Here is a 17,970-nt window from a genome sequence, read left to right on the forward strand (position 1 = left end):
TGGGAAGCGAACCAGTGAGTTGGGCCCAAGGGGACCGCTCGGGGCTCCGGGCAAGGTACCGTCGATACGCAACCAGGTTCCGCCCCCCAAGAGCGGATCCCAGGCGAAGGGGAAGCACCTCGTGGCACGCATCGGTGACGGCGGCGATCTGCTCAAATGCTCGTTCTGCGGAAAGAGCCAGAAGCAGGTCAAGAAGCTCATCGCAGGACCCGGTGTCTACATCTGCGACGAGTGCATCGACCTCTGTAACGAGATCATCGAAGAGGAACTGGCGGAGAGCTCCGAGGTGCGCTGGGAGGAACTGCCCAAGCCCCGCGAGATCTACGAGTTCCTGGAGGGCTACGTCGTAGGCCAGGAGGCCGCCAAGAAGGCGCTGTCCGTCGCGGTCTACAACCACTACAAGCGGGTCCAGGCAGGCGAGAACGGCGCCGCGGCGCAGAACCGCGAGGACGGCATCGAGCTGTCGAAGTCCAACATCCTGCTGCTCGGCCCCACCGGTTCCGGCAAGACGCTGCTGGCGCAGACCCTGGCCCGGATGCTCAACGTCCCCTTCGCCATCGCCGACGCCACCGCCCTCACCGAGGCGGGGTATGTCGGCGAGGACGTCGAGAACATCCTGCTGAAGCTGATCCAGGCCGCCGACTACGACGTCAAGAAGGCCGAGACCGGCATCATCTACATCGACGAGATCGACAAGGTCGCACGGAAGAGTGAGAACCCGTCGATCACCCGTGACGTCTCCGGCGAAGGCGTGCAGCAGGCGCTGCTGAAGATCCTGGAGGGCACCACGGCCTCCGTGCCGCCGCAGGGCGGCAGGAAGCACCCGCACCAGGAGTTCATCCAGATCGACACGACGAACGTGCTGTTCATCGTCGGCGGTGCCTTCGCCGGTCTGGAGAAGCTCATCGAGTCCCGGGCGGGCGCCAAGGGCATCGGCTTCGGCGCCACCATCCGCTCCAAGCGCGAGCTGGCCGACGAGGACCCGTTCCAGGAGGTCATGCCCGAGGACCTGGTGAAGTACGGCATGATCCCCGAGTTCATCGGGCGGCTGCCGGTCATCACCAGCGTGCACAACCTGGACCGGGCCGCCCTGCTGAAGATCCTCGTCGAGCCGCGGAACGCGCTCGTGAAGCAGTACCAGCGCCTCTTCGAACTCGACGGCGTCGAGCTGGACTTCGACCGTCCGGCGCTGGAGGCCATCGCCGACCAGGCGATCCTCCGCGGCACCGGGGCCCGCGGGCTGCGCGCCATCATGGAGGAGGTGCTGCAGTCGGTGATGTACGAGGTGCCGTCCCGCAAGGACGTCGCCCGCGTGGTCATCACCGAGGAGGCGGTCCACTCCAACGTCAACCCGACGCTGGTGCCCCGCTCCCGCACCGCCGAGCCGGAGCAGCGCCACCAGGAGAGTGCCTGAGCCGCACGCCGTCTCCGGCCGGTACGTCCCGTACGAGCCGGACGCAGCACCCGGGACGAAAACACCCGATACGAAAAGGGGCCGCCCACCGGGCGGCCCCCTTCGCGTGTGTGCCCCGCGGCTCAGCCGAGCGGCACGCGAACGTCGTTGCGGACCTCCGCCGTGGTGGTCGCGGCCTCGTCGATGCTCGTCTCGCCGCCGGTGATGATCAGCGTCGGGTCGGTCATGGCGATGTAGCCGATGGTGCTGCTGTCGGCCCAGGCGCAGGTCGGGAAGTTGAAGCTGTCGACCGGTGCGCCGGAGTCGTCGCTGGAGAACTTCACGTACTGGCACTTCATCGAAGCGCCCTCCTCCAGCCCGTCGGGCTGGACCTCCTCCGGGCTGCCGACCAGCTCGGCCGTGTCGCCCCCGCCCGCGGACGGGTCGGCGGCGGCCTCCTCGGCCATGTACGCGAAGAACGCGTCCAGGACCATGTCCGGGTCCGAGACCTCGCCGTAGACGCCCTGGAACTGGAGGATCTTGGCCGTGGCGCTGTCCCCAGCGGTGTAGCCGGCGCCGACGTCCTTCGGGTCGGAGATCCCCATGGTCTCGAGCTGGTCGACGTCGCTGGAGTTGAGCCCGCCGCCGGGGGCGGAGTCGTCCTTCTGGTACTCGGAGGCGACCGTCTCGGGCGTCGTCAGCTTGTACTTCTTGCCGTCGTCGGCGGGCGGGTCGTCCCCGCTGTCGCCGTCGCCCCCGTCGTCCTTCTTGTCCCCGTCGGTCTGCGAGTTCTTCGACTCGTCCTTCTTGCCGTCATCGTCGTCGCCACCGATGAGGAAGAACGCGGCCACCGCTATCAGCGCGACCGCGACCACGGCGCCGACGACGACGAAGAGGGTCTTGTTCTTGCCGCCGGCGGGGGGCGGGGGCGGCGGGGCCTGGCCGTAACCGGGCTGCTGCTGCCCGTACGGGCCCGCCTGCTGCTGCTGTCCGTACTGCTGCTGGCCGTAACCCCCGGGCTGCCCGTACCCGCCGGGCTGTTGCTGCTGCTGCCCGTAGCCCTGGTCGCCGCCCTGCTGCGGGTAGCCGTAACCGGGCTGGCCCGGCTGGCCGCCCTGGGCGGGCTGGGCCGGCTGGGCGTAGGGCGACTGCGCGGGCTGCTGCGGTTGCTGCGAGGGCTGGCCGTAGGGACCGGGCTGCCCGTACGGGCCCGGCTGCTGCCCTCCACCCCCGTACGGTCCGGGTGGCGGCGGCTGGTTGTGACTCATTACGGTCCCCTCCGTGAGTTAATGCTGCTCCGCCCATACTGTCGGATCGCGCCGTCTTGCGCTGCCTCGGGTCTGGATCGGCGGAGGCGCGGTTGTCCACAAGGACGCAGCCCGTCCACAAGTGGTTCGCAGCGGGGCGTGACGCGGCTTTACACTGACCGTCGTGACCGACGCAAAGAACCCGCAGAGCAGCGCAGCAGAACTCCCCACGCAGTACACCCCCGGCGAGGTCGAGACCTCGCTGTACGAGGGCTGGGTAGAGCGCGGTTACTTCGCGGCGGACGCCAAGAGCGACAAGCCGGCGTACACGGTCGTCATCCCCCCGCCGAACGTCACGGGAAGCCTGCATCTCGGCCACGCCTTCGAGCACACGCTGATCGACGCGCTCACCCGCCGCAAGCGGATGCAGGGGTACGAGACGCTGTGGCAGCCCGGCATGGACCACGCCGGCATCGCCACGCAGAACGTGGTGGAGCGCGAGCTGGCCAAGGAGGGCCTGTCGCGGCACGATCTGGGCCGCGAGGCGTTCGTCGAGCGGGTGTGGAAGTGGAAGGCGGAGTCCGGCGGGCAGATCGCCGGCCAGATGCGCCGCCTCGGTGACGGCGTGGACTGGAGCCGCGACCGCTTCACCATGGACGAGGGCCTGTCGCGCGCCGTCCAGACCATCTTCAAGCGGCTGTTCGACGACGAGTTGATCTACCGCGCCGAGCGCATCATCAACTGGTGCCCGCGCTGCCTCACCGCGATCTCCGACATCGAGGTGGAGTACCAGGACGATGACGGAGAGCTGGTCTCCATCCGCTACGGCGAGGGCGAGCAGTCCATCGTCGTGGCCACTACCCGGGCCGAGACGATGCTCGGCGACACCGCCGTCGCCGTCCACCCGGACGACGAGCGCTACCGGCATCTCGTCGGCACGGAGATCGTGCTGCCGCTCACCGGCCGCCGCATCCCCGTCCTCGCCGACGAGCACGTGGACCCCGAGTTCGGCACCGGCGCGGTGAAGGTGACCCCGGCGCACGACCCGAACGACTTCGAGATCGGCCGCCGGCACGACCTGCCGATGCTCACGATCATGGACGAGCACGCGGTCATCACCGCCCACGGCCCGTTCCAGGGCCTGGACCGGCTGGAGGCCCGCTCGGCGATCGTCGCCGCGCTGCGCGCCGACGGCCGGATCGTGGCCGAGAAGCGGCCGTACACGCACTCGGTGGGCCACTGCTCGCGCTGCAAGACCACGATCGAGCCGCGGCTGTCCATGCAGTGGTGGGTCAAGGTCGGCCCGCTGGCGAAGGCCGCGGGCGACGCGGTGCGCGACGGCCGGGTCGCGATCCACCCCAAGGAGATGGAGTCCCGCTACTTCGGCTGGGTCGACCACCTCAACGACTGGTGCATCTCCCGGCAGCTCTGGTGGGGCCACCGCATCCCCGTCTGGCACGGCCCGGACGGCGAGATGGTGTGCGTCGGCCCGGACGAGGAGCCGCCGAGCGGCGAGGGCTGGACCCAGGACAGCGACGTGCTGGACACCTGGTTCTCGTCCGGCCTGTGGCCCTTCTCCACGCTGGGCTGGCCGGAGGAGACCGAGAGCCTGGCGAAGTTCTATCCGAACTCCGTCATGGTCACGGGCTACGACATCCTCTTCTTCTGGGTCGCCCGGATGATGATGTTCGGGCTGTACGCGATGGACGGTGAGATCCCGTTCCGTACGATCGCGCTGCACGGCATGGTGCGCGACCAGTTCGGCAAGAAGATGTCGAAGTCCTTCGGGAACGCGGTGGACCCGCTGGAGTGGATGGACAAGTACGGCTCCGACGCCGTCCGGTTCACCCTCGCCCGCGGCGCCAACCCCGGCACCGACGTGCCGATCGGCGAGGACTGGGTGCAGGGCTCGCGCAACTTCGCGAACAAGGTGTGGAACGCCACGCGCTTCGCGCTGATGAACGGCGCGACGGTCGAGGGCCCGCTGCCCGCAGAGGCGGAGCTGTCCACCACGGACCGCTGGATCCTCTCCCGGCTCGGCGCCGTCGTCGCCGAGGTCGACGCGCTCTACGACGACTACCAGTTCGCGAAGCTCTCCGACGTGCTGTTCCACTTCGCCTGGGACGAGGTCTTCGACTGGTACGTGGAGCTGTCCAAGACCACGTTCGCGGCCGGCGGCCCCGCGGCCGACGCCTCGCGCCGCGTCCTCGGCGAGGTCCTGGACGTCACGCTGCGGCTGCTGCACCCGGTGATCCCCTTCGTCACCGAGACGCTGTGGACGACGCTGACGGGCCGCGAGTCCCTCGTGATCGCCGACTGGCCCGCGGACTCCGGCTTCCGGGACGCGGCGGCCGAGGCGGAGATCGTGAAGCTCCAGGAGATCGTCACCGAGGTCCGCCGCTTCCGCGCCGACCAGGGCCTCCAGCCGGGCCAGCGGGTGCCCGCCCGGGTGGAGCTGTCCGGGGCGGGGCTCGACGCGCACGAGGCCGCCATGCGGCAACTGCTGCGCCTCCAGCCCGAGGGCGACTCCTTCGCCGCCACGGCGTCGCTGCCGGTCGCCGGGGCGACGGTCGCGCTGGACCTGTCCGGGACGATCGACGTGGCGGCCGAGCGCAAGCGGCTGACGAAGGACCTGGCCGTGGCCGAGAAGGAGAAGACGCAGACGGAGGCCAAGCTCGGGAACGAGGGCTTCCTCGCCAAGGCGCCGGAGCCGGTCGTGGCCAAGATCCGCACCAGGCTGGCGAAGGCCGAGGAGGACATCGTCCGGATCGGCGCCCAGTTGGAGCGTCTGCCGCAGGCATAGCGCGTACGGGCCCGGGGCGCCTGCCCCGGGCCCCTCGCCCGTCCGGCTACGCGCTCTGGCCCAGGGACTCCGGCCGCACCGGGTGCGCGAAGGGCAACCCCGCGGCGTAGCGGGCCAGTTCGTCGGCCGCCGCCCGGCCCAGCCGCGGCAGCTCGCCCGCCAGCGACCCCGCGACATGCGGCGTCAGCAGCACGTTCGGCAGCTCGTACAGCGGCGAGCCGGCCGGCAGGAACTCCGGCTCGGTCACGTCCACGACGGCGTGCAGCCGCCCCGCGACCAGCTCCTCCGTCAGCGCCTCCTGGTCCACCAGCGAGCCGCGCGCGGTGTTGACGAGCGTCGCCCCGTCCCGCATCGACGCCAGCCGGGCCCGGCTGATCAGATGCCGGGTGCCCGGCAGCTCCGGCGCGTGCACGGAGACGACGTCGGCGGTGGCGCACAGCTCGTCGAGCCCGGTGGGGGTGGCACCGAGGGCGCGCAGCTCGCCGTCGTCCGCGTACGGGTCGTACACGAGCGCCGACAGGTCGTACGGGCGCAGCAGCTCCAGCACCCGCCGCCCGATCATCGAGGCGCCGACGACGCCGACGGTGCGCCGGTAGTTGCCGGCGCCCGGATGGTCCGCGTACCAGTCGTACGGACCGCGCCGCCGCCGGTACTCCTCCCGCACCTCCAGCACCCGCTTGTTGGCGAAGATGACCGCCGCGACGGTGTACTCCGCCACCGGCAGCGCGTTCGCCCAGGCCGCCGAGGAGACCGCGATCCCGCGCCGCCACACCGCCTCGGTGACGTGGTGCTTGACGGATCCCGCGGCGTGCACGACGGCCCGCAGCTCCGGCGCGGCGGCGAGCGCCGCCTCGTCCAGCGGCGGGCAGCCCCAGCAGGTGACCAGCACCTCCGCGCCGGCCAGCGCCGCGGCCGCCCGCGGCTCGGCGAAGTCCGCGGCGACCAGGCCGGGTTCGAGGTCCGCGAGCCCGGCGAGCCGGTCCCGCGTCGCCGTGTCGAAGAGCCGCGGCAGGGCGTCGGGGCTCATCGCGAACAGGGCGCGCGGGCGGCGCCCCGCACCGTTCGGGGGGTCGTTGGGGGACACGCGGTGGCCTCCTGTGTCGAACGTGCGATCCGAAGCTGCTTCTCGTGCACCCGCCGGTCGGGGGACTGTCGTAGCCGGACCCTAGACTTACACCGTGAGCGCCCGCGAAGAACCCGCTGGTCCCGACCCGGACGAGACCCCCCGCAGCCCCGAGACCCCGGACACCCCGGAAGACGACGCCTTCGAGGAGATCGTCGGCACGGAGACCGACCGTGATCCCGACCTCGCCGTCATCGAGGCCGGCAGCCGTACGCTGCGCGCGCAGGGCGGCCCGCCCGGCGGTGACGGCGTGCCCGCACAGCCCGCGGACCCCGAGGTGGCGCGCGCGCTGCGCGAGGCCGAGGCGGAGCTGCTGGCGCGCTGGCCGGAGACGCGCATCGACCCGTCGCTGGAGCGCATCCGGGCGCTGCTCGACATCCTCGGCGAGCCGCAGCGAGCCTACCCCTCGATCCATCTGACGGGCACGAACGGCAAGTCCTCCACGGCCCGCATGATCGAGGCCCTGCTGGTGGCGTGCGAGCTGCGGACGGGCCGCTTCACCAGCCCGCACCTGCAGTCGATCACCGAGCGCATCGGCCTGAACGGGGTGCCGATCGACGCGGAGCGGTTCGTGGAGACGTACCGCGAGCTGAAGCCGTACGCGGAGCTGGTCGACGCCCGGCAGGAGCACCCGCTGTCGTTCTTCGAGATGCTCACCGCGATGGCCTTCGCCGCGTTCGCCGAGGCCCCGGTGGACGTGGCGGTCGTCGAGGTCGGCCTCGGCGGCACCTGGGACAGCACGAACGTCATCGACGCCTCCGTCGCCGTCGTCACCCCCATCGCCGTCGACCACAGCCGGCTGCTGGGGGACACCCCGGGCGCCATCGCGGCGGACAAGGCGGGGATCGTCAAGAAGACCGCGACGTCCCCCGGCGGCAGCACGGGCACTGTCGTGATCATGGCCCAGCAGCCCGTCGACGCCGCGCAGGTCATCCTCAAGCGGGCCGTCGAGATGGACGCGACGGTGGCCCGCGAGGGCATGGAGTTCGGCGTGCTGAGCCGGGAGGTCGCGGTCGGCGGGCAGTTGCTGACGCTGCGCGGCCTCGGTGGCGAGTACCCGGAGGTCTTCCTGCCGCTGCACGGCGAGCACATGGCGCACAACGCCGCGGTCGCACTCGCCGCCGTCGAGGCGTTCTTCGGCGTCGGCTCCGAGCACGCCCGCAGCCTCGACGCCGACACCGTCAGGCGCGCGTTCGCCACCGTCACCTCGCCGGGCCGCCTGGAGGTCGTACGGACCTCGCCCACCGTCATCCTCGACGCCGCCCACAACCCAGCCGGCGCGCTGGCCACCGCCGCGGGCGTGCAGGAGGCGTTCGGCTTCAGCCGGCTGGTCGGCGTCGTCGGCACCAGCAGGGAGAAGGACGTGCGCGGCGTGCTGGAGGCGTTCGAGCCGATCTTCTCCGAGGTCGTCGTCACCCGGAACTCGACCACCCGTGCCATGGACCCGGACGAGCTGGCGGCCATCGCCGTCGAGGTCTTCGGCAGCGAGCGGGTCCAGGTCGAGCCGCGCCTGGACGACGCCCTGGAGGCGGCCATCACCCTGGCGGAGGAGGAGGACGAGTACGCCGGCGCGGGCGTGCTGGTCACCGGCTCCGTCATCACCGCCGGAGAGGCCCGGCTGCTGCTGGGCGCGAAGTAGCGGGGCACTACCCTGGCGGTGGACGGGCGCGCCGGTACGGGCGGGCCGGTCCACGGTTCGGTCACCACCGCTGGAACGAAGTGGAGGGGCGAGCGATGCGCACGCTCTGTGCGAGCACGCTGATCGGCGAGATCCTGGTCGTCGGCCTGACGGGTCTCGTCGCGATGCGGCAGTCCGACCTGTCGAACGGCACGATCTGGGGGGTCAGCGGCGCCGCCATGGTGCTGTGCGTGCTGCTCTGCGGCATGCTCGGGCGCCCCGGCGCCGTGCAGGTCGGCTGGGGGCTGCAGATCGCGCTGATCGCCTCCGGCTTCGTGGTGCCGTCGATGTTCTTCCTGGGCGCGGTCTTCGCCGCGCTGTGGTGGGCGTCGGTGCACTACGGCCGGATCGTCGACGAGGCCAAGGCGGCGCGGGCCCGCGCCACCGCGGAGCAGACCGGCGGTGCCCCGGCCGAGCAGACCGGCGGCGCCCCGGCGTAGCCGCCGTAGCGCCGGAGTCCGGGATGCGTGCGGGCGCCCGCGGGGGGCCGGGTAAGGTCGGATTCCCCCGAATCCAGCAACGCACTGCCAGGAGCCGTACATGAGCCAGCGCACGCTCGTCCTCCTCAAGCCCGACGCGGTACGCCGCGGGCTGGTCGGCGAGATCATCGGCCGGATCGAGCGGAAGGCCGACTGGTCGATCGCCGCGCTTGAGCTGCGCACCCTCGACCGCTCGATCCTGGAGCAGCACTACGCCGAGCACGTGGGCCGCCCGTTCTACGAGCCCCTGGTGGAGTTCATGGCCTCCGGACCCGTCGTCGCGCTCGTGGTCGAGGGCGACCGGGTCATCGAGGGAGTCCGCACCCTGTCCGGGCCCACCGACCCGATCGCCGCCGCGCCCGGCAGCATCCGCGGCGACTTCGGCACCATCGTCCGCGAGAACCTCGTGCACGCCTCGGACTCCGAGGAATCCGCCGCGCGCGAGCTGAAGCTGTTCTTCCCGGACCTCGCCTGACGTCCCCGCAGGTCGGCAGCGGACGCACGTCCCGGAGAGGCGACCGGATCATTCGGTCGCCTCTTGGCATGTGCAAGCGAAAAGGGGGAAAGCGCAACCGACACGGTGCCGTATTGACTGCGACACCCTCGCTCCCTCCGCGACCTCGCGAGACTACGATGGCCCCTACGGGCCGTAGCGCGCGTCGCCCTGCTGCCGACCCCCGTCCGCCATCACCCTGGAAGGCCAGACGTATCCCATGGCGAACAACATGTCTTTCATCGGCCGTGACATGGCCGTCGACCTTGGGACCGCCAACACGTTGGTGTACGTCAGAGGCCGGGGCATCGTCCTGAACGAGCCGTCGGTCGTGGCCATCAACACCAACACGGGCGGCATCCTCGCCGTCGGCGCCGAGGCGAAGAAGATGATCGGCCGCACCCCGGGCAACATCGTTGCGGTGCGCCCGCTGAAGGACGGCGTCATCGCCGACTTCGAGATCACCGAGCGGATGCTGCGCTACTTCATCCTGAAGATCCACAAGCGCCGCTACCTCGCCCGCCCGCGCGTCGTGGTCTGCGTCCCCTCCGGCATCACGGGAGTCGAGCGCCGCGCGGTCATCGAGGCGTCGACCCAGGCGGGCGCGCGCCAGGTGCACATCATCGAGGAGCCCATGGCGGCGGCCATCGGCTCGGGCCTCCCGGTGCACGAAGCGACGGGGAACATGGTCGTGGACATCGGCGGCGGCACCACCGAGGTCGCGGTGATCTCCCTCGGCGGCATCGTCACGGCGCAGTCCATCCGGGTCGCCGGAGACGAGCTGGACAACGCGATCATCCAGCACATCAAGAAGGAGTACAGCCTCCTGCTCGGCGAGCGCACCGCCGAGAACATCAAGATCACCATCGGCTCCGCGTACGACACCGACCGCGACGAGCACACCGAGATCCGCGGCCGCGACCTGGTCAGCGGGCTGCCGAAGACGGTCGTGATCTCCTCCGCGGAGGTGCGCAAGGCCATGGAGGAGCCGCTCAACGCGATTGTCGACGCGGTCAAGACGACGCTCGACAAGTGCCCGCCGGAGCTGTCCGGCGACATCATGGACCGCGGCATCGTGCTCACCGGGGGCGGCGCGCTGCTGGCCGGCCTCGACGAGCGGCTGCGGCACGAGACGGGGATGCCGATCCACCTCGCCGAGGAGCCGCTCGACTCCGTCGCGCTCGGCTCCGGCAAGTGCGTCGAGGAGTTCGAGGCGCTGCAGCAGGTGCTGGACGCGCAGCCCCGTCGCTAGCCCCACCCAAGTCCGTACCCCACCGCCGGGACACCCAGGAAGGCGCTTCGGAAGCACGTGAGGGACACACGAGAGAGCCGGGTCCTGCTCCTGCTGCTCATCACCATCTCGTTCGCGCTGATCACGGTCGACATCCGGGGCGGGGACGACTCTCCCCTGGACGCCACGAAGCGGGGGGCCGCGGCGGCGTTGGGGCCCGTCGAGAACGGCGTCGCCACGGTGGTCGACCCGGTGGGCAACGCGATCGAGGCGGTCCGCGAGTCGGGGGACAGGCACGACAAGATCGCCGAGCTGCAGCGGCAGAACGCCGCGCTGAAGCAGCAACTGGGCAGCGACGACCGCAACCGTGCCCGCGCCGCCGAGCTGGACAAGATCCTCAACACCGCGGGCGCCGGCCGCTACGGCATCAAGGGCGCCCAGGTCATCGCCATAGGAGCGGCCCAGGGCCTGTCCTGGACCGTGACCATCGACGCCGGCTCCCGCGACGGTCTGGAGCGGGACATGACCGTACTCAACGGCGACGGCCTCGTCGGCCGTATCACCACCGTCGGGCCGTCCACCGCCACCGTGCTGCTCGCCAACGACCCGGACTTCACCGTCGGCACCCGGCTGGAGAAGACCAGCGAGCTGGGCTTCGCCACCGGCCAGGGCGACCGGCCCATGAAGGTCGAACTGCTCAACGGCAAACTGAAGGTGGAGAAGGGCGACCGGCTGGTGACCTTCGGCTCCAACGAGTCGCGGCCGTTCGTGCCGGGCGTGCCGATAGGAGTCGTCTCGTCGGTCGAGCCGGTCGGCGACGTCACCCGCACCGTCTACGTCGACCCGTACGCCTCCTTCACCCGGCTCGACATCGTCGGCGTCGTCGTCCAGCCGCCCCGCGACGACCCGCGCGACGCGGTCCTGCCGCCCGCACCGAAGGCCACCCCGACGCCCACCGTCACCGTCACCGTCCCCCCGGGCGGGGAGGGCGAGGCGGACGGCGGCGCGGCCGAGGGCGAGGCGGACGCCGGGGCCGGCGCCGGAGCCGGTGAGGACCCGGCGGCAGATCCCGCCGCCGGGGCCCCCGCAGCCGGAGAGGACGTGAACTGACCGCATGAGGCACGTGAACCGCGTCCTGCTCTGCGCCTCGCTGCTGGTGACCGCCCTCGTCTTCCAGGTCACCGTGCTCGCCCGGCTCCATCTGCCCGGTGCCGTACCCGATCTGACGCTCCTCGTCGTCCTCGCCCTCGCGATGGTCTACGGGCACGTCGGCGGCGCCCTCGTCGGCTTCACCGCCGGCCTGCTCGCCGACATCGCGCCGCCCGCCGACCACGCCGTGGGCCGCTACGCCCTCGTGCTCGCCGTCATCGGCTACCTCGCCGGGCTCGTCAAGCCGGAGACCGGCCAGGTGCGCACCGCCGCGGGCCCGATGATGGTCGTCGGCTGCGCCGCCGTCGGCTCCACGCTGCTGTACGCGGGCGTCGGCGCCCTCGTCGGCGAGGGCTCGGTGCGCGGCGTGGGCCTGGGCAGCCTGGTCTTCACCGCCGCGATCTACGACCTGCTGCTCGCCCCGTTCACCGTGCCGCTGGTGATGGCGCTGGCCCGCAAGGCCGACCGGGACACGACCGCGGAGGCCGCCGAGACCGCCGCCGGCGGCTCGGCCGCCGGCGACTCCTCGTACCGCTGGCTGGCCGGCGGCACGGCCAGCCGCACCGCCGTCAAGCGCGCCCGCTCCTACGGCCGCGGCGGCATCGGCCGGCAGCGGGGCAACCTGTTCGGCCCCAAGTCCAAGTCCGCCAAGGCCACCCGCATCAAAGGGGTGAAGCGGCTGTGACCAACATCCCGGAGACCGGCAAGTCCACCCGGGTCACCGTCCGGCTCGTCGGCATCCAGGTCCTCGTCCTCTCGCTGCTGCTCACGCTCGGCGGCCGGCTGTGGTACCTCCAGATCCGCAACGGCGACGAGTACGAGGCGGAGGCCGCGGGCAACCACGTGCAGCAGGTCATCGAGCCCGCCGTACGCGGCTCCATCCTCGACTCCCGCGGCGAACCGCTGGCCGACAACGAGACCCGCCTCGTGGTCTCCGCCAGCCGCACCGACCTGATGAAGATGGACGACGACGGCGAGGCGATACTGACCAAGCTCGCCGACGTGCTCGGCATGGACCCCGACACCGTCATGGAGCGGGTCCGGCTCTGCGACGCCAAGACCCCCAAACCCTGCTGGAACGGCTCCCCGTACCAGCCCATCCCCATCACCGACGAGGCCACGGCCCGCCAGGCGCTGCAGATCCGTGAGCGCGCCGAGGAGTTCCCCGGCATCACCGCGGAGCCCAGCGCCGTCCGCCGCTACGGCTCGCCGAACGACGCGAACACCGCCCAGGTGCTCGGCTACCTCTCCCCGGTCACCGACGAGGAGATCGCCGGTGCCGAGGACAGCGACAACCCGCTGCTGCGCACCGACCAGATCGGCCGCTCGGGCCTGGAGCGCTCCTACGACTCCGAGCTGCGCGGCCAGGCCGGGGTGACGAGCTACCGCGTCGACAAGCTCGGCCGGGTGATAGGAGAGGCCGACAAGCAGCCGGGCGTACCCGGCTCCAACCTGGTCACGAGCGTCGACTCGCGGGTGCAGGCGCTGGCCGAGGTGGAGCTGGAGAAGGCGATGGAGAAGGCCCGCACCGAGTTCGACGACAACACCGGCACGAACTACAAGGCGGACTCCGGCGCGATGGTGGTGATGGAGGCCGACACCGGCCGCATCGTCGCCATGGCGTCCAACCCGTCGTACGACCCGAACGACTGGGTCGGCGGCATCGACTCCGGCACGTACAAGAGGCTCACCGGCAAGAAGGCCAACTACCCGCTGCTCAACCGGGCGATCCAGGGCCAGTCGGCCCCCGGCTCGATCTTCAAGCCGATCCCGACGGCGGCCGCGGTCAACGCCGGGTACGACTTCGACGGCAGCTACGAGTGCAGCAGCGACTACAGCATCGGCGGCCAGGTCTTCAAGAACTTCGAGTCGCAGAGCTACGGCGCCATCGGCCTCGGCCGCGCGCTGGAGGTCTCCTGCGACACGGTCTACTACCGGCTCGCGCACCAGGAGTGGCAGAACGACGGCGGGATCAAGCCGAAGAAGAAGCCCGACGACTGGTTCTACAAGACCGCCCACCAGTTCGGCCTCGGTGCGGAGACCGGCGTCGACCTGCCCAACGAGGTCACCGGCCGGGTGCCCGACCGGCAGTGGAAGAAGGACTACTGGCGGGCCAACAAGGACGCCTGGTGCAAGCAGGGCGAGAAGGACGGCGCCTACGCCGAGCGCATCGCGTACGAGAACTGCCGGGAGGGCATGCAGATGCGTGCCGGTGACTCCGTCAACTACTCCATCGGCCAGGGCGACACGCTCGTCACCCCGATACAGATGGCGACGATGTACGCGGCCCTCGCCAACGGCGGCACGCTCTACCAGCCGACCGTCGGCAAGGCCATCGTCAGCGCCGACGGCAAGAAGGTCGACGTGATCGAGCCGAAGGCGCACGGCAAGCTGCCGATGGACAAGGAGACGCGCGTCGCCATGGACGAGGCCCTCGCGGGCGTCGCCACCCGCGGCACCGCCGCCTGGCGCTTCGGCGGCTGGCCGCAGAACGAGATCCCGATGCACGCGAAGACCGGCACCGCCGAGGTCTACGGCAAGCAGACGACGTCGTGGTTCGCGACGTACACCGAGGACTACGCGATCGTCATGACCATGTCCCAGGGCGGCACCGGCTCCGGCGCCTCGGCGCCCGCGGTCCGCGCCGTCTACGACGCGCTCTACGGCGTCGGCGACAAGAAGAAGGCGCTGCTGCCCGAGCCGGAGAAGAAGCTGCCGAAGATCTCGCCGGACGGCAGGATCGAGGCGCGATGACGGCCGCAGAGGGGTACTCGGTCCGGCGCTTCACCCCCGAGCTGGGCACGTGGGGCAGGCTGACCGCGCGCGACTCGCTGGTGCGCCGGGTCGACTGGATGCTGATGTTCTCCGGGCTCGCGCTGTCCGTCATGGGCACGGCGCTGGTCTGGTCGGCGACCCGTAACCGCGACGACCTCACCGGCGGCGACCCGTACTTCTTCGTGATAAGGCACGCGATCTTCACCACCGTCGGCATCGCGCTGATGGCCGCCACCGTCTGGCTTGGCCACCGCACGCTGCGCGGGGTGGTGCCGGTGCTGTACGGGCTGTCGCTGGTGCTCGTCGCGATGGTGCTCAGCCCGCTGGGCAGCACCATCAACGGCTCCCGCGCCTGGCTCGACCTCGGCGGCGGCTTCACGGTCCAGCCGGCCGAGTTCACCAAGATCACGATCATCCTGGGGATGGCGATGATCCTCGCCGCCCGGGTCGACGCGGGCGACCGCGAGCACCCCGACCACCGCTCCGTCGTCCAGGCCCTCGGCCTTGCGGCGGTGCCCATCGGGATCGTCGTGCTGATGCCGGACCTCGGTTCGGCGATGGTGCTGACGTCGATCGTGCTGGGCGTGCTGCTCGCCTCGGGCGCGTCGAACCGCTGGGTGCTGGGGCTGGTGCTGGCGGGCGTCAGCGGCGCGGCGCTGATCGTCTCGCTGGGCATGCTCGACGAGTACCAGGTCGCCCGCTTCGCCGCCTTCGCCAACCCGGCGCTCGACCCGGCGGGCGTCGGCTACAACACCAACCAGGCCCGTATCGCCATCGGCTCCGGCGGCGCGACCGGCAAGGGCCTGGGCGAAGGCAGCCAGACCACCGGCCAGTTCGTGCCCGAGCAGCAGACCGACTTCATCTTCACGGTCGCGGGCGAGGAGCTGGGCTTCGTCGGCGCGGGGCTCATCCTGGTGCTGCTCGGCGTGATGCTGTGGCGCGCGTGCCGGATCGCGCGGGACGCCAGCGACCTGTACGGCACGATCGTGGCCGCCGGCGTGGTGGCGTGGTTCGCGTTCCAGGCGTTCGAGAACATCGGGATGACGCTCGGCATCATGCCGGTGGCGGGTCTGCCGCTGCCGTTCGTCAGCTACGGCGGCTCGTCGATGTTCGCGGTGTGGATCGCCGTGGGACTGCTGCAGTCCATCAAGGCGCAGCGGCCCCTGTCCGCCTGAGAGCGCTGTGACGAGGTGGGGCCCCGGCGCTGCGCAGCCGGGGCCCGCCCGCGCTACAGCCGCCGCAGGAACAGCACGCCCACCCCCGCCGCCACCCCCAGCAGCACCGCGGCCACCCCCGGAGCGAGCCGCCCGCCGCGCCCCAGCGCACCGTCCACGGAGACCAGCCCTGCCCCGGTCAGCGCCAGCGCCACGCCCGCGGCGCCGAGCAGGAATTCGTACTCGATGCCCCGCGGATCCGTCGCCGCGATCGGGCCGCTCCAGTCGTAGCCCCACTTGAGGGCGACCGCGTTGATCATCACGCCGATCACCGCTGCGGCCGCCAACGAGGTGAGGAAGCCGACCACCAGCGCGAACCCGCCGACGATCTCGCTCAGCCCCAGCACCCACGTCATCGTCCGCCCGGAGGGGTAGCCGGCCCCGGCCAGCGTCGCCGCCGTCGAGTCGAACCCCGGCCCGTCGAACCAGCCGAGGAGCTTCTGCGCCCCGTGCCCCGCCAGGATCACGCCGACCACCGCCCGCAGCACCAGCAGCCCGGCGTCCACGCCGGTCACGCCCTCGTCGATGTCCTCGGCGTAGCTGATGGCGGGGATGGTGCGCGTCTGGGCCATGGGCGAGCTCCTTGTCGTTCCAGGCGCGACGCTAGGACACCCCCGGGACCCCCGCCACCCGGCACATTCCCGCGATCCGGCCCCGCGCACCTCATGACCAATCGCCCATCCGCGGCTAAATTCGATTCATGGTGGACACGGTGCGCGAGATCGAGCGGAAGTACGAGGCCACGGCGGGCACCCGGGGACTGCCCCCGCTGCCGGACCTGACGGGCGTCGACGGCGTCGCCTCGGTGATCGACCAGGGCACCGCCCTGCTCGACGCCGTCTACTACGACACCGCCGCCCGCCGGCTGGCGGCCGACGGCATCACCCTGCGCCGCCGCACGGGCGGCGACGACGCGGGCTGGCATCTGAAGCTGCCGGTGGCGGCGGGCGTACGCGACGAGATCCGCGCCCCGCTCGGCGAGGGCATCCCGCGCCGCCTCGCGGCCCTCGTCCGCTCCCGTACGCGCGACGCCGAGCTGGCGCCCGTCGTCCGCATCCGCACGGAGCGGGACGTCCACCAACTGCTCGACGCGGACGGCGAACCGGTCGCCGAGGTCTCCGTCGACCGGGTGACCGCGGAGCGCCCGGAGACGGGGGCGACGGCGCGGTGGGCCGAGGTGGAGGCCGAGCTGAGTGCCGGGGGAGACCCGGAGGTGCTGGACGCGGTGGACGCGGCGCTGACCGGGGCGGGGCTGCGGCGCTCCGCGGCGGCGTCGAAGCTGGCGCGGGCGCTGGCGGAGACGGACGAGAAGAAGCCGAAGAACGACAAGAAGAGCGCCAAGAAGAACGGCAAGAAGCCGAAAGACGGCAAGGAGGGCAAGAAGAAGAGCGCGGACAAGAAGAAGGCGGGCAAGAAGGGCGCGGGCAAGAAGGCGGACGAGAAGAAGGCCGCCGGCAAGAAGCCCCCCGAGCCCGCCGCCCGCCCCGCCGGCGACCTCGTCCTCGACTACGTACGCACCCAGATCACCGCCGTCGTCGAACTCGACCCCGCCGTCCGCCGCGACCAGCCCGACGCCGTCCACCAGATGCGCGTCGCCAGCCGCCGGCTGCGCAGTACCTTCCGCAGCTACCGCGCCGTGCTCGACCGCACCGTCACCGACCCGGTCTCCGCGGAGCTGCGCTGGCTGGCCGGTGAACTCGGCGTCGACCGCGACCGCGAGGTGCTCACCGAGCGCATCCACGCCGGCCTCGCGGAACTGGAGCGCCCGCTCGTCCTCGGCCCCGTCCGCGGCCGGCTGCGCACCTGGTCCGCCGCCCGCCGCACCGGCTCCCGGCGCCGTATCGTCGCCGTGCTCGACGGCCGCCGCTACCTCGCCCTGCTCGACGCCCTCGACGGCATCCTCACCGACCCGCCGCTGCGCACCGCCGCCGACCGCCCCGCGGAGCCCGTCCTGCGCAAGGCTGTCGACCGCCAGTACCGGCGCTTCGCCGGCTCCCTCCAGGAGACCTTCGACCTCGCGCCGGGCCCCGACCGCGACACCGCCATCCACGAGACCCGCAAGGCCGCCAAGCGCACCCGCTACGCCGCCGAGGTCGCCCGCCCCGCCCTGGGCCGGGAGGCCAAGACCGTCACGTCGCTGATGCGCGAGGTCCAGGAACTGCTCGGCGACTACCAGGACGGCGTGCTGGCGCGATCCGCGTTGCGCGAGATCGCGGTGCAGGCGCAGGCCGCGGGGGAGCCCTCGTTCACGTACGGCGTCCTCTACGCGCGCGAGGAGGCGCGCGCGGCGGAACTGCGCGACCGGCTCCCGCGGCTGTCGCAGAAACATCTCTGACCAGCGCGAAGAGGGGCACGCGCGGGGCGCGCGCTACGCTGAATGGTCAC

At 71.6% G+C, this 17,970-nt stretch carries 14 protein-coding genes; 11 read left to right on the plus strand and 3 right to left on the minus strand.

Going from position 1 to position 17,970, the window contains the following annotated elements; all coding sequences use genetic code 11:
• Positions 1–121 precede the first annotated feature (121 nt).
• Entirely contained in the window at positions 122–1,414 is a 1,293-nt protein-coding gene (clpX, locus tag CXR04_RS25030; protein ID WP_101424524.1) for an ATP-dependent Clp protease ATP-binding subunit ClpX, read from the plus strand.
• Positions 1,415–1,536: 122 nt separating this feature from the next.
• Here clpX and CXR04_RS25035 read toward each other — a convergent pair whose 3' ends face one another.
• Positions 1,537–2,661, minus strand: a complete 1,125-nt coding sequence (locus tag CXR04_RS25035; RefSeq protein ID WP_101424525.1) for a hypothetical protein — start codon at positions 2,659–2,661, stop codon at positions 1,537–1,539.
• Between the two features lie 163 nt (positions 2,662–2,824).
• On the opposite strand from CXR04_RS25035, the gene CXR04_RS25040 reads away from it, so the two are divergent.
• Positions 2,825–5,443 (plus strand): valine--tRNA ligase, encoded by a 2,619-nt coding sequence (locus CXR04_RS25040; protein WP_101424526.1) that lies wholly within the window; start codon positions 2,825–2,827, stop codon positions 5,441–5,443.
• Positions 5,444–5,489: 46 nt separating this feature from the next.
• On the opposite strand, the gene CXR04_RS25045 is transcribed toward CXR04_RS25040, so the two are convergent.
• Positions 5,490–6,470, minus strand: coding sequence for a hydroxyacid dehydrogenase (locus CXR04_RS25045; protein ID WP_101426587.1), 981 nt, complete (start codon positions 6,468–6,470; stop codon positions 5,490–5,492).
• A 151-nt stretch (positions 6,471–6,621) separates the two neighbouring features.
• Here CXR04_RS25045 and folC point away from each other — a divergent pair, with 151 nt between their 5' ends.
• The 8 genes from folC to rodA all read left to right on the plus strand — a co-directional run bounded on the left by folC (position 6,622) and on the right by rodA (position 15,546).
• Complete coding sequence (gene folC, locus CXR04_RS25050) at positions 6,622–8,205, plus strand: bifunctional tetrahydrofolate synthase/dihydrofolate synthase (protein WP_101424527.1); 1,584 nt, start codon at positions 6,622–6,624, stop codon at positions 8,203–8,205.
• A gap of 95 nt (positions 8,206–8,300) precedes the next feature.
• Entirely contained in the window at positions 8,301–8,684 is a 384-nt protein-coding gene (locus CXR04_RS25055) for a DUF4233 domain-containing protein (RefSeq protein WP_101424528.1), read from the plus strand.
• Positions 8,685–8,784: 100 nt separating this feature from the next.
• On the plus strand, positions 8,785–9,198 hold the full coding sequence (gene ndk, locus CXR04_RS25060; protein ID WP_101424529.1) for a nucleoside-diphosphate kinase: 414 nt from the start codon (positions 8,785–8,787) through the stop codon (positions 9,196–9,198).
• 250 nt (positions 9,199–9,448) lie between these two features.
• A complete protein-coding gene (locus CXR04_RS25065; RefSeq protein WP_047019910.1) occupies positions 9,449–10,468 on the plus strand; it encodes a rod shape-determining protein in 1,020 nt (339 codons plus the stop codon).
• Between the two features lie 57 nt (positions 10,469–10,525).
• The gene (mreC, locus tag CXR04_RS25070) at positions 10,526–11,557 is read left to right on the plus strand and encodes a rod shape-determining protein MreC (RefSeq protein ID WP_101424530.1); all 1,032 of its coding nucleotides are present in this window, start codon (positions 10,526–10,528) and stop codon (positions 11,555–11,557) included.
• Between the two features lie 4 nt (positions 11,558–11,561).
• The gene (mreD, locus tag CXR04_RS25075) at positions 11,562–12,281 is read left to right on the plus strand and encodes a rod shape-determining protein MreD (RefSeq protein ID WP_101424531.1); all 720 of its coding nucleotides are present in this window, start codon (positions 11,562–11,564) and stop codon (positions 12,279–12,281) included.
• The gene (mrdA, locus tag CXR04_RS25080) at positions 12,278–14,350 is read left to right on the plus strand and encodes a penicillin-binding protein 2 (RefSeq protein WP_101424532.1); all 2,073 of its coding nucleotides are present in this window, start codon (positions 12,278–12,280) and stop codon (positions 14,348–14,350) included. The genes mreD and mrdA overlap by 4 nt, the downstream gene beginning before the upstream one ends.
• Positions 14,347–15,546 carry a rod shape-determining protein RodA gene (gene rodA / locus CXR04_RS25085; protein WP_101424533.1) on the plus strand — a complete coding sequence of 400 codons (1,200 nt, stop codon included), beginning with the start codon at positions 14,347–14,349 and terminating at the stop codon, positions 15,544–15,546. The genes mrdA and rodA overlap by 4 nt, the downstream gene beginning before the upstream one ends.
• A gap of 53 nt (positions 15,547–15,599) precedes the next feature.
• On the opposite strand, the gene CXR04_RS25090 is transcribed toward rodA, so the two are convergent.
• Complete coding sequence (locus CXR04_RS25090) at positions 15,600–16,157, minus strand: DoxX family protein (RefSeq protein WP_101424534.1); 558 nt, start codon at positions 16,155–16,157, stop codon at positions 15,600–15,602.
• Positions 16,158–16,285: 128 nt separating this feature from the next.
• On the opposite strand from CXR04_RS25090, the gene CXR04_RS25095 reads away from it, so the two are divergent.
• Complete coding sequence (locus tag CXR04_RS25095; RefSeq protein WP_101424535.1) at positions 16,286–17,920, plus strand: CYTH and CHAD domain-containing protein; 1,635 nt, start codon at positions 16,286–16,288, stop codon at positions 17,918–17,920.
• The last annotated feature ends 50 nt before the right edge of the window (positions 17,921–17,970 follow it).

The sequence above is a fragment of the Streptomyces sp. CMB-StM0423 genome (assembly GCF_002847285.1).
Taxonomy (GTDB): domain Bacteria; phylum Actinomycetota; class Actinomycetes; order Streptomycetales; family Streptomycetaceae; genus Streptomyces.

Bases quoted from the DNA above. Each gene is read 5' to 3' on its own strand.
- CXR04_RS25065 (WP_047019910.1), top strand. From the start codon at position 9,449: ATGTCTTTCATCGGCCGTGACATGGCCGTCGACCTTGGGACCGCCAAC.
- CXR04_RS25035 (WP_101424525.1), bottom strand. From the start codon at position 2,661: ATGAGTCACAACCAGCCGCCGCCACCCGGACCGTACGGGGGTGGAGGG.
- CXR04_RS25090 (WP_101424534.1), bottom strand. From the start codon at position 16,157: ATGGCCCAGACGCGCACCATCCCCGCCATCAGCTACGCCGAGGACATC.
- CXR04_RS25095 (WP_101424535.1), top strand. From the start codon at position 16,286: ATGGTGGACACGGTGCGCGAGATCGAGCGGAAGTACGAGGCCACGGCG.
- rodA (WP_101424533.1), top strand. From the start codon at position 14,347: ATGACGGCCGCAGAGGGGTACTCGGTCCGGCGCTTCACCCCCGAGCTG.
- CXR04_RS25055 (WP_101424528.1), top strand. From the start codon at position 8,301: ATGCGCACGCTCTGTGCGAGCACGCTGATCGGCGAGATCCTGGTCGTC.
- CXR04_RS25045 (WP_101426587.1), bottom strand. From the start codon at position 6,470: ATGAGCCCCGACGCCCTGCCGCGGCTCTTCGACACGGCGACGCGGGAC.
- mreD (WP_101424531.1), top strand. From the start codon at position 11,562: ATGAGGCACGTGAACCGCGTCCTGCTCTGCGCCTCGCTGCTGGTGACC.
- ndk (WP_101424529.1), top strand. From the start codon at position 8,785: ATGAGCCAGCGCACGCTCGTCCTCCTCAAGCCCGACGCGGTACGCCGC.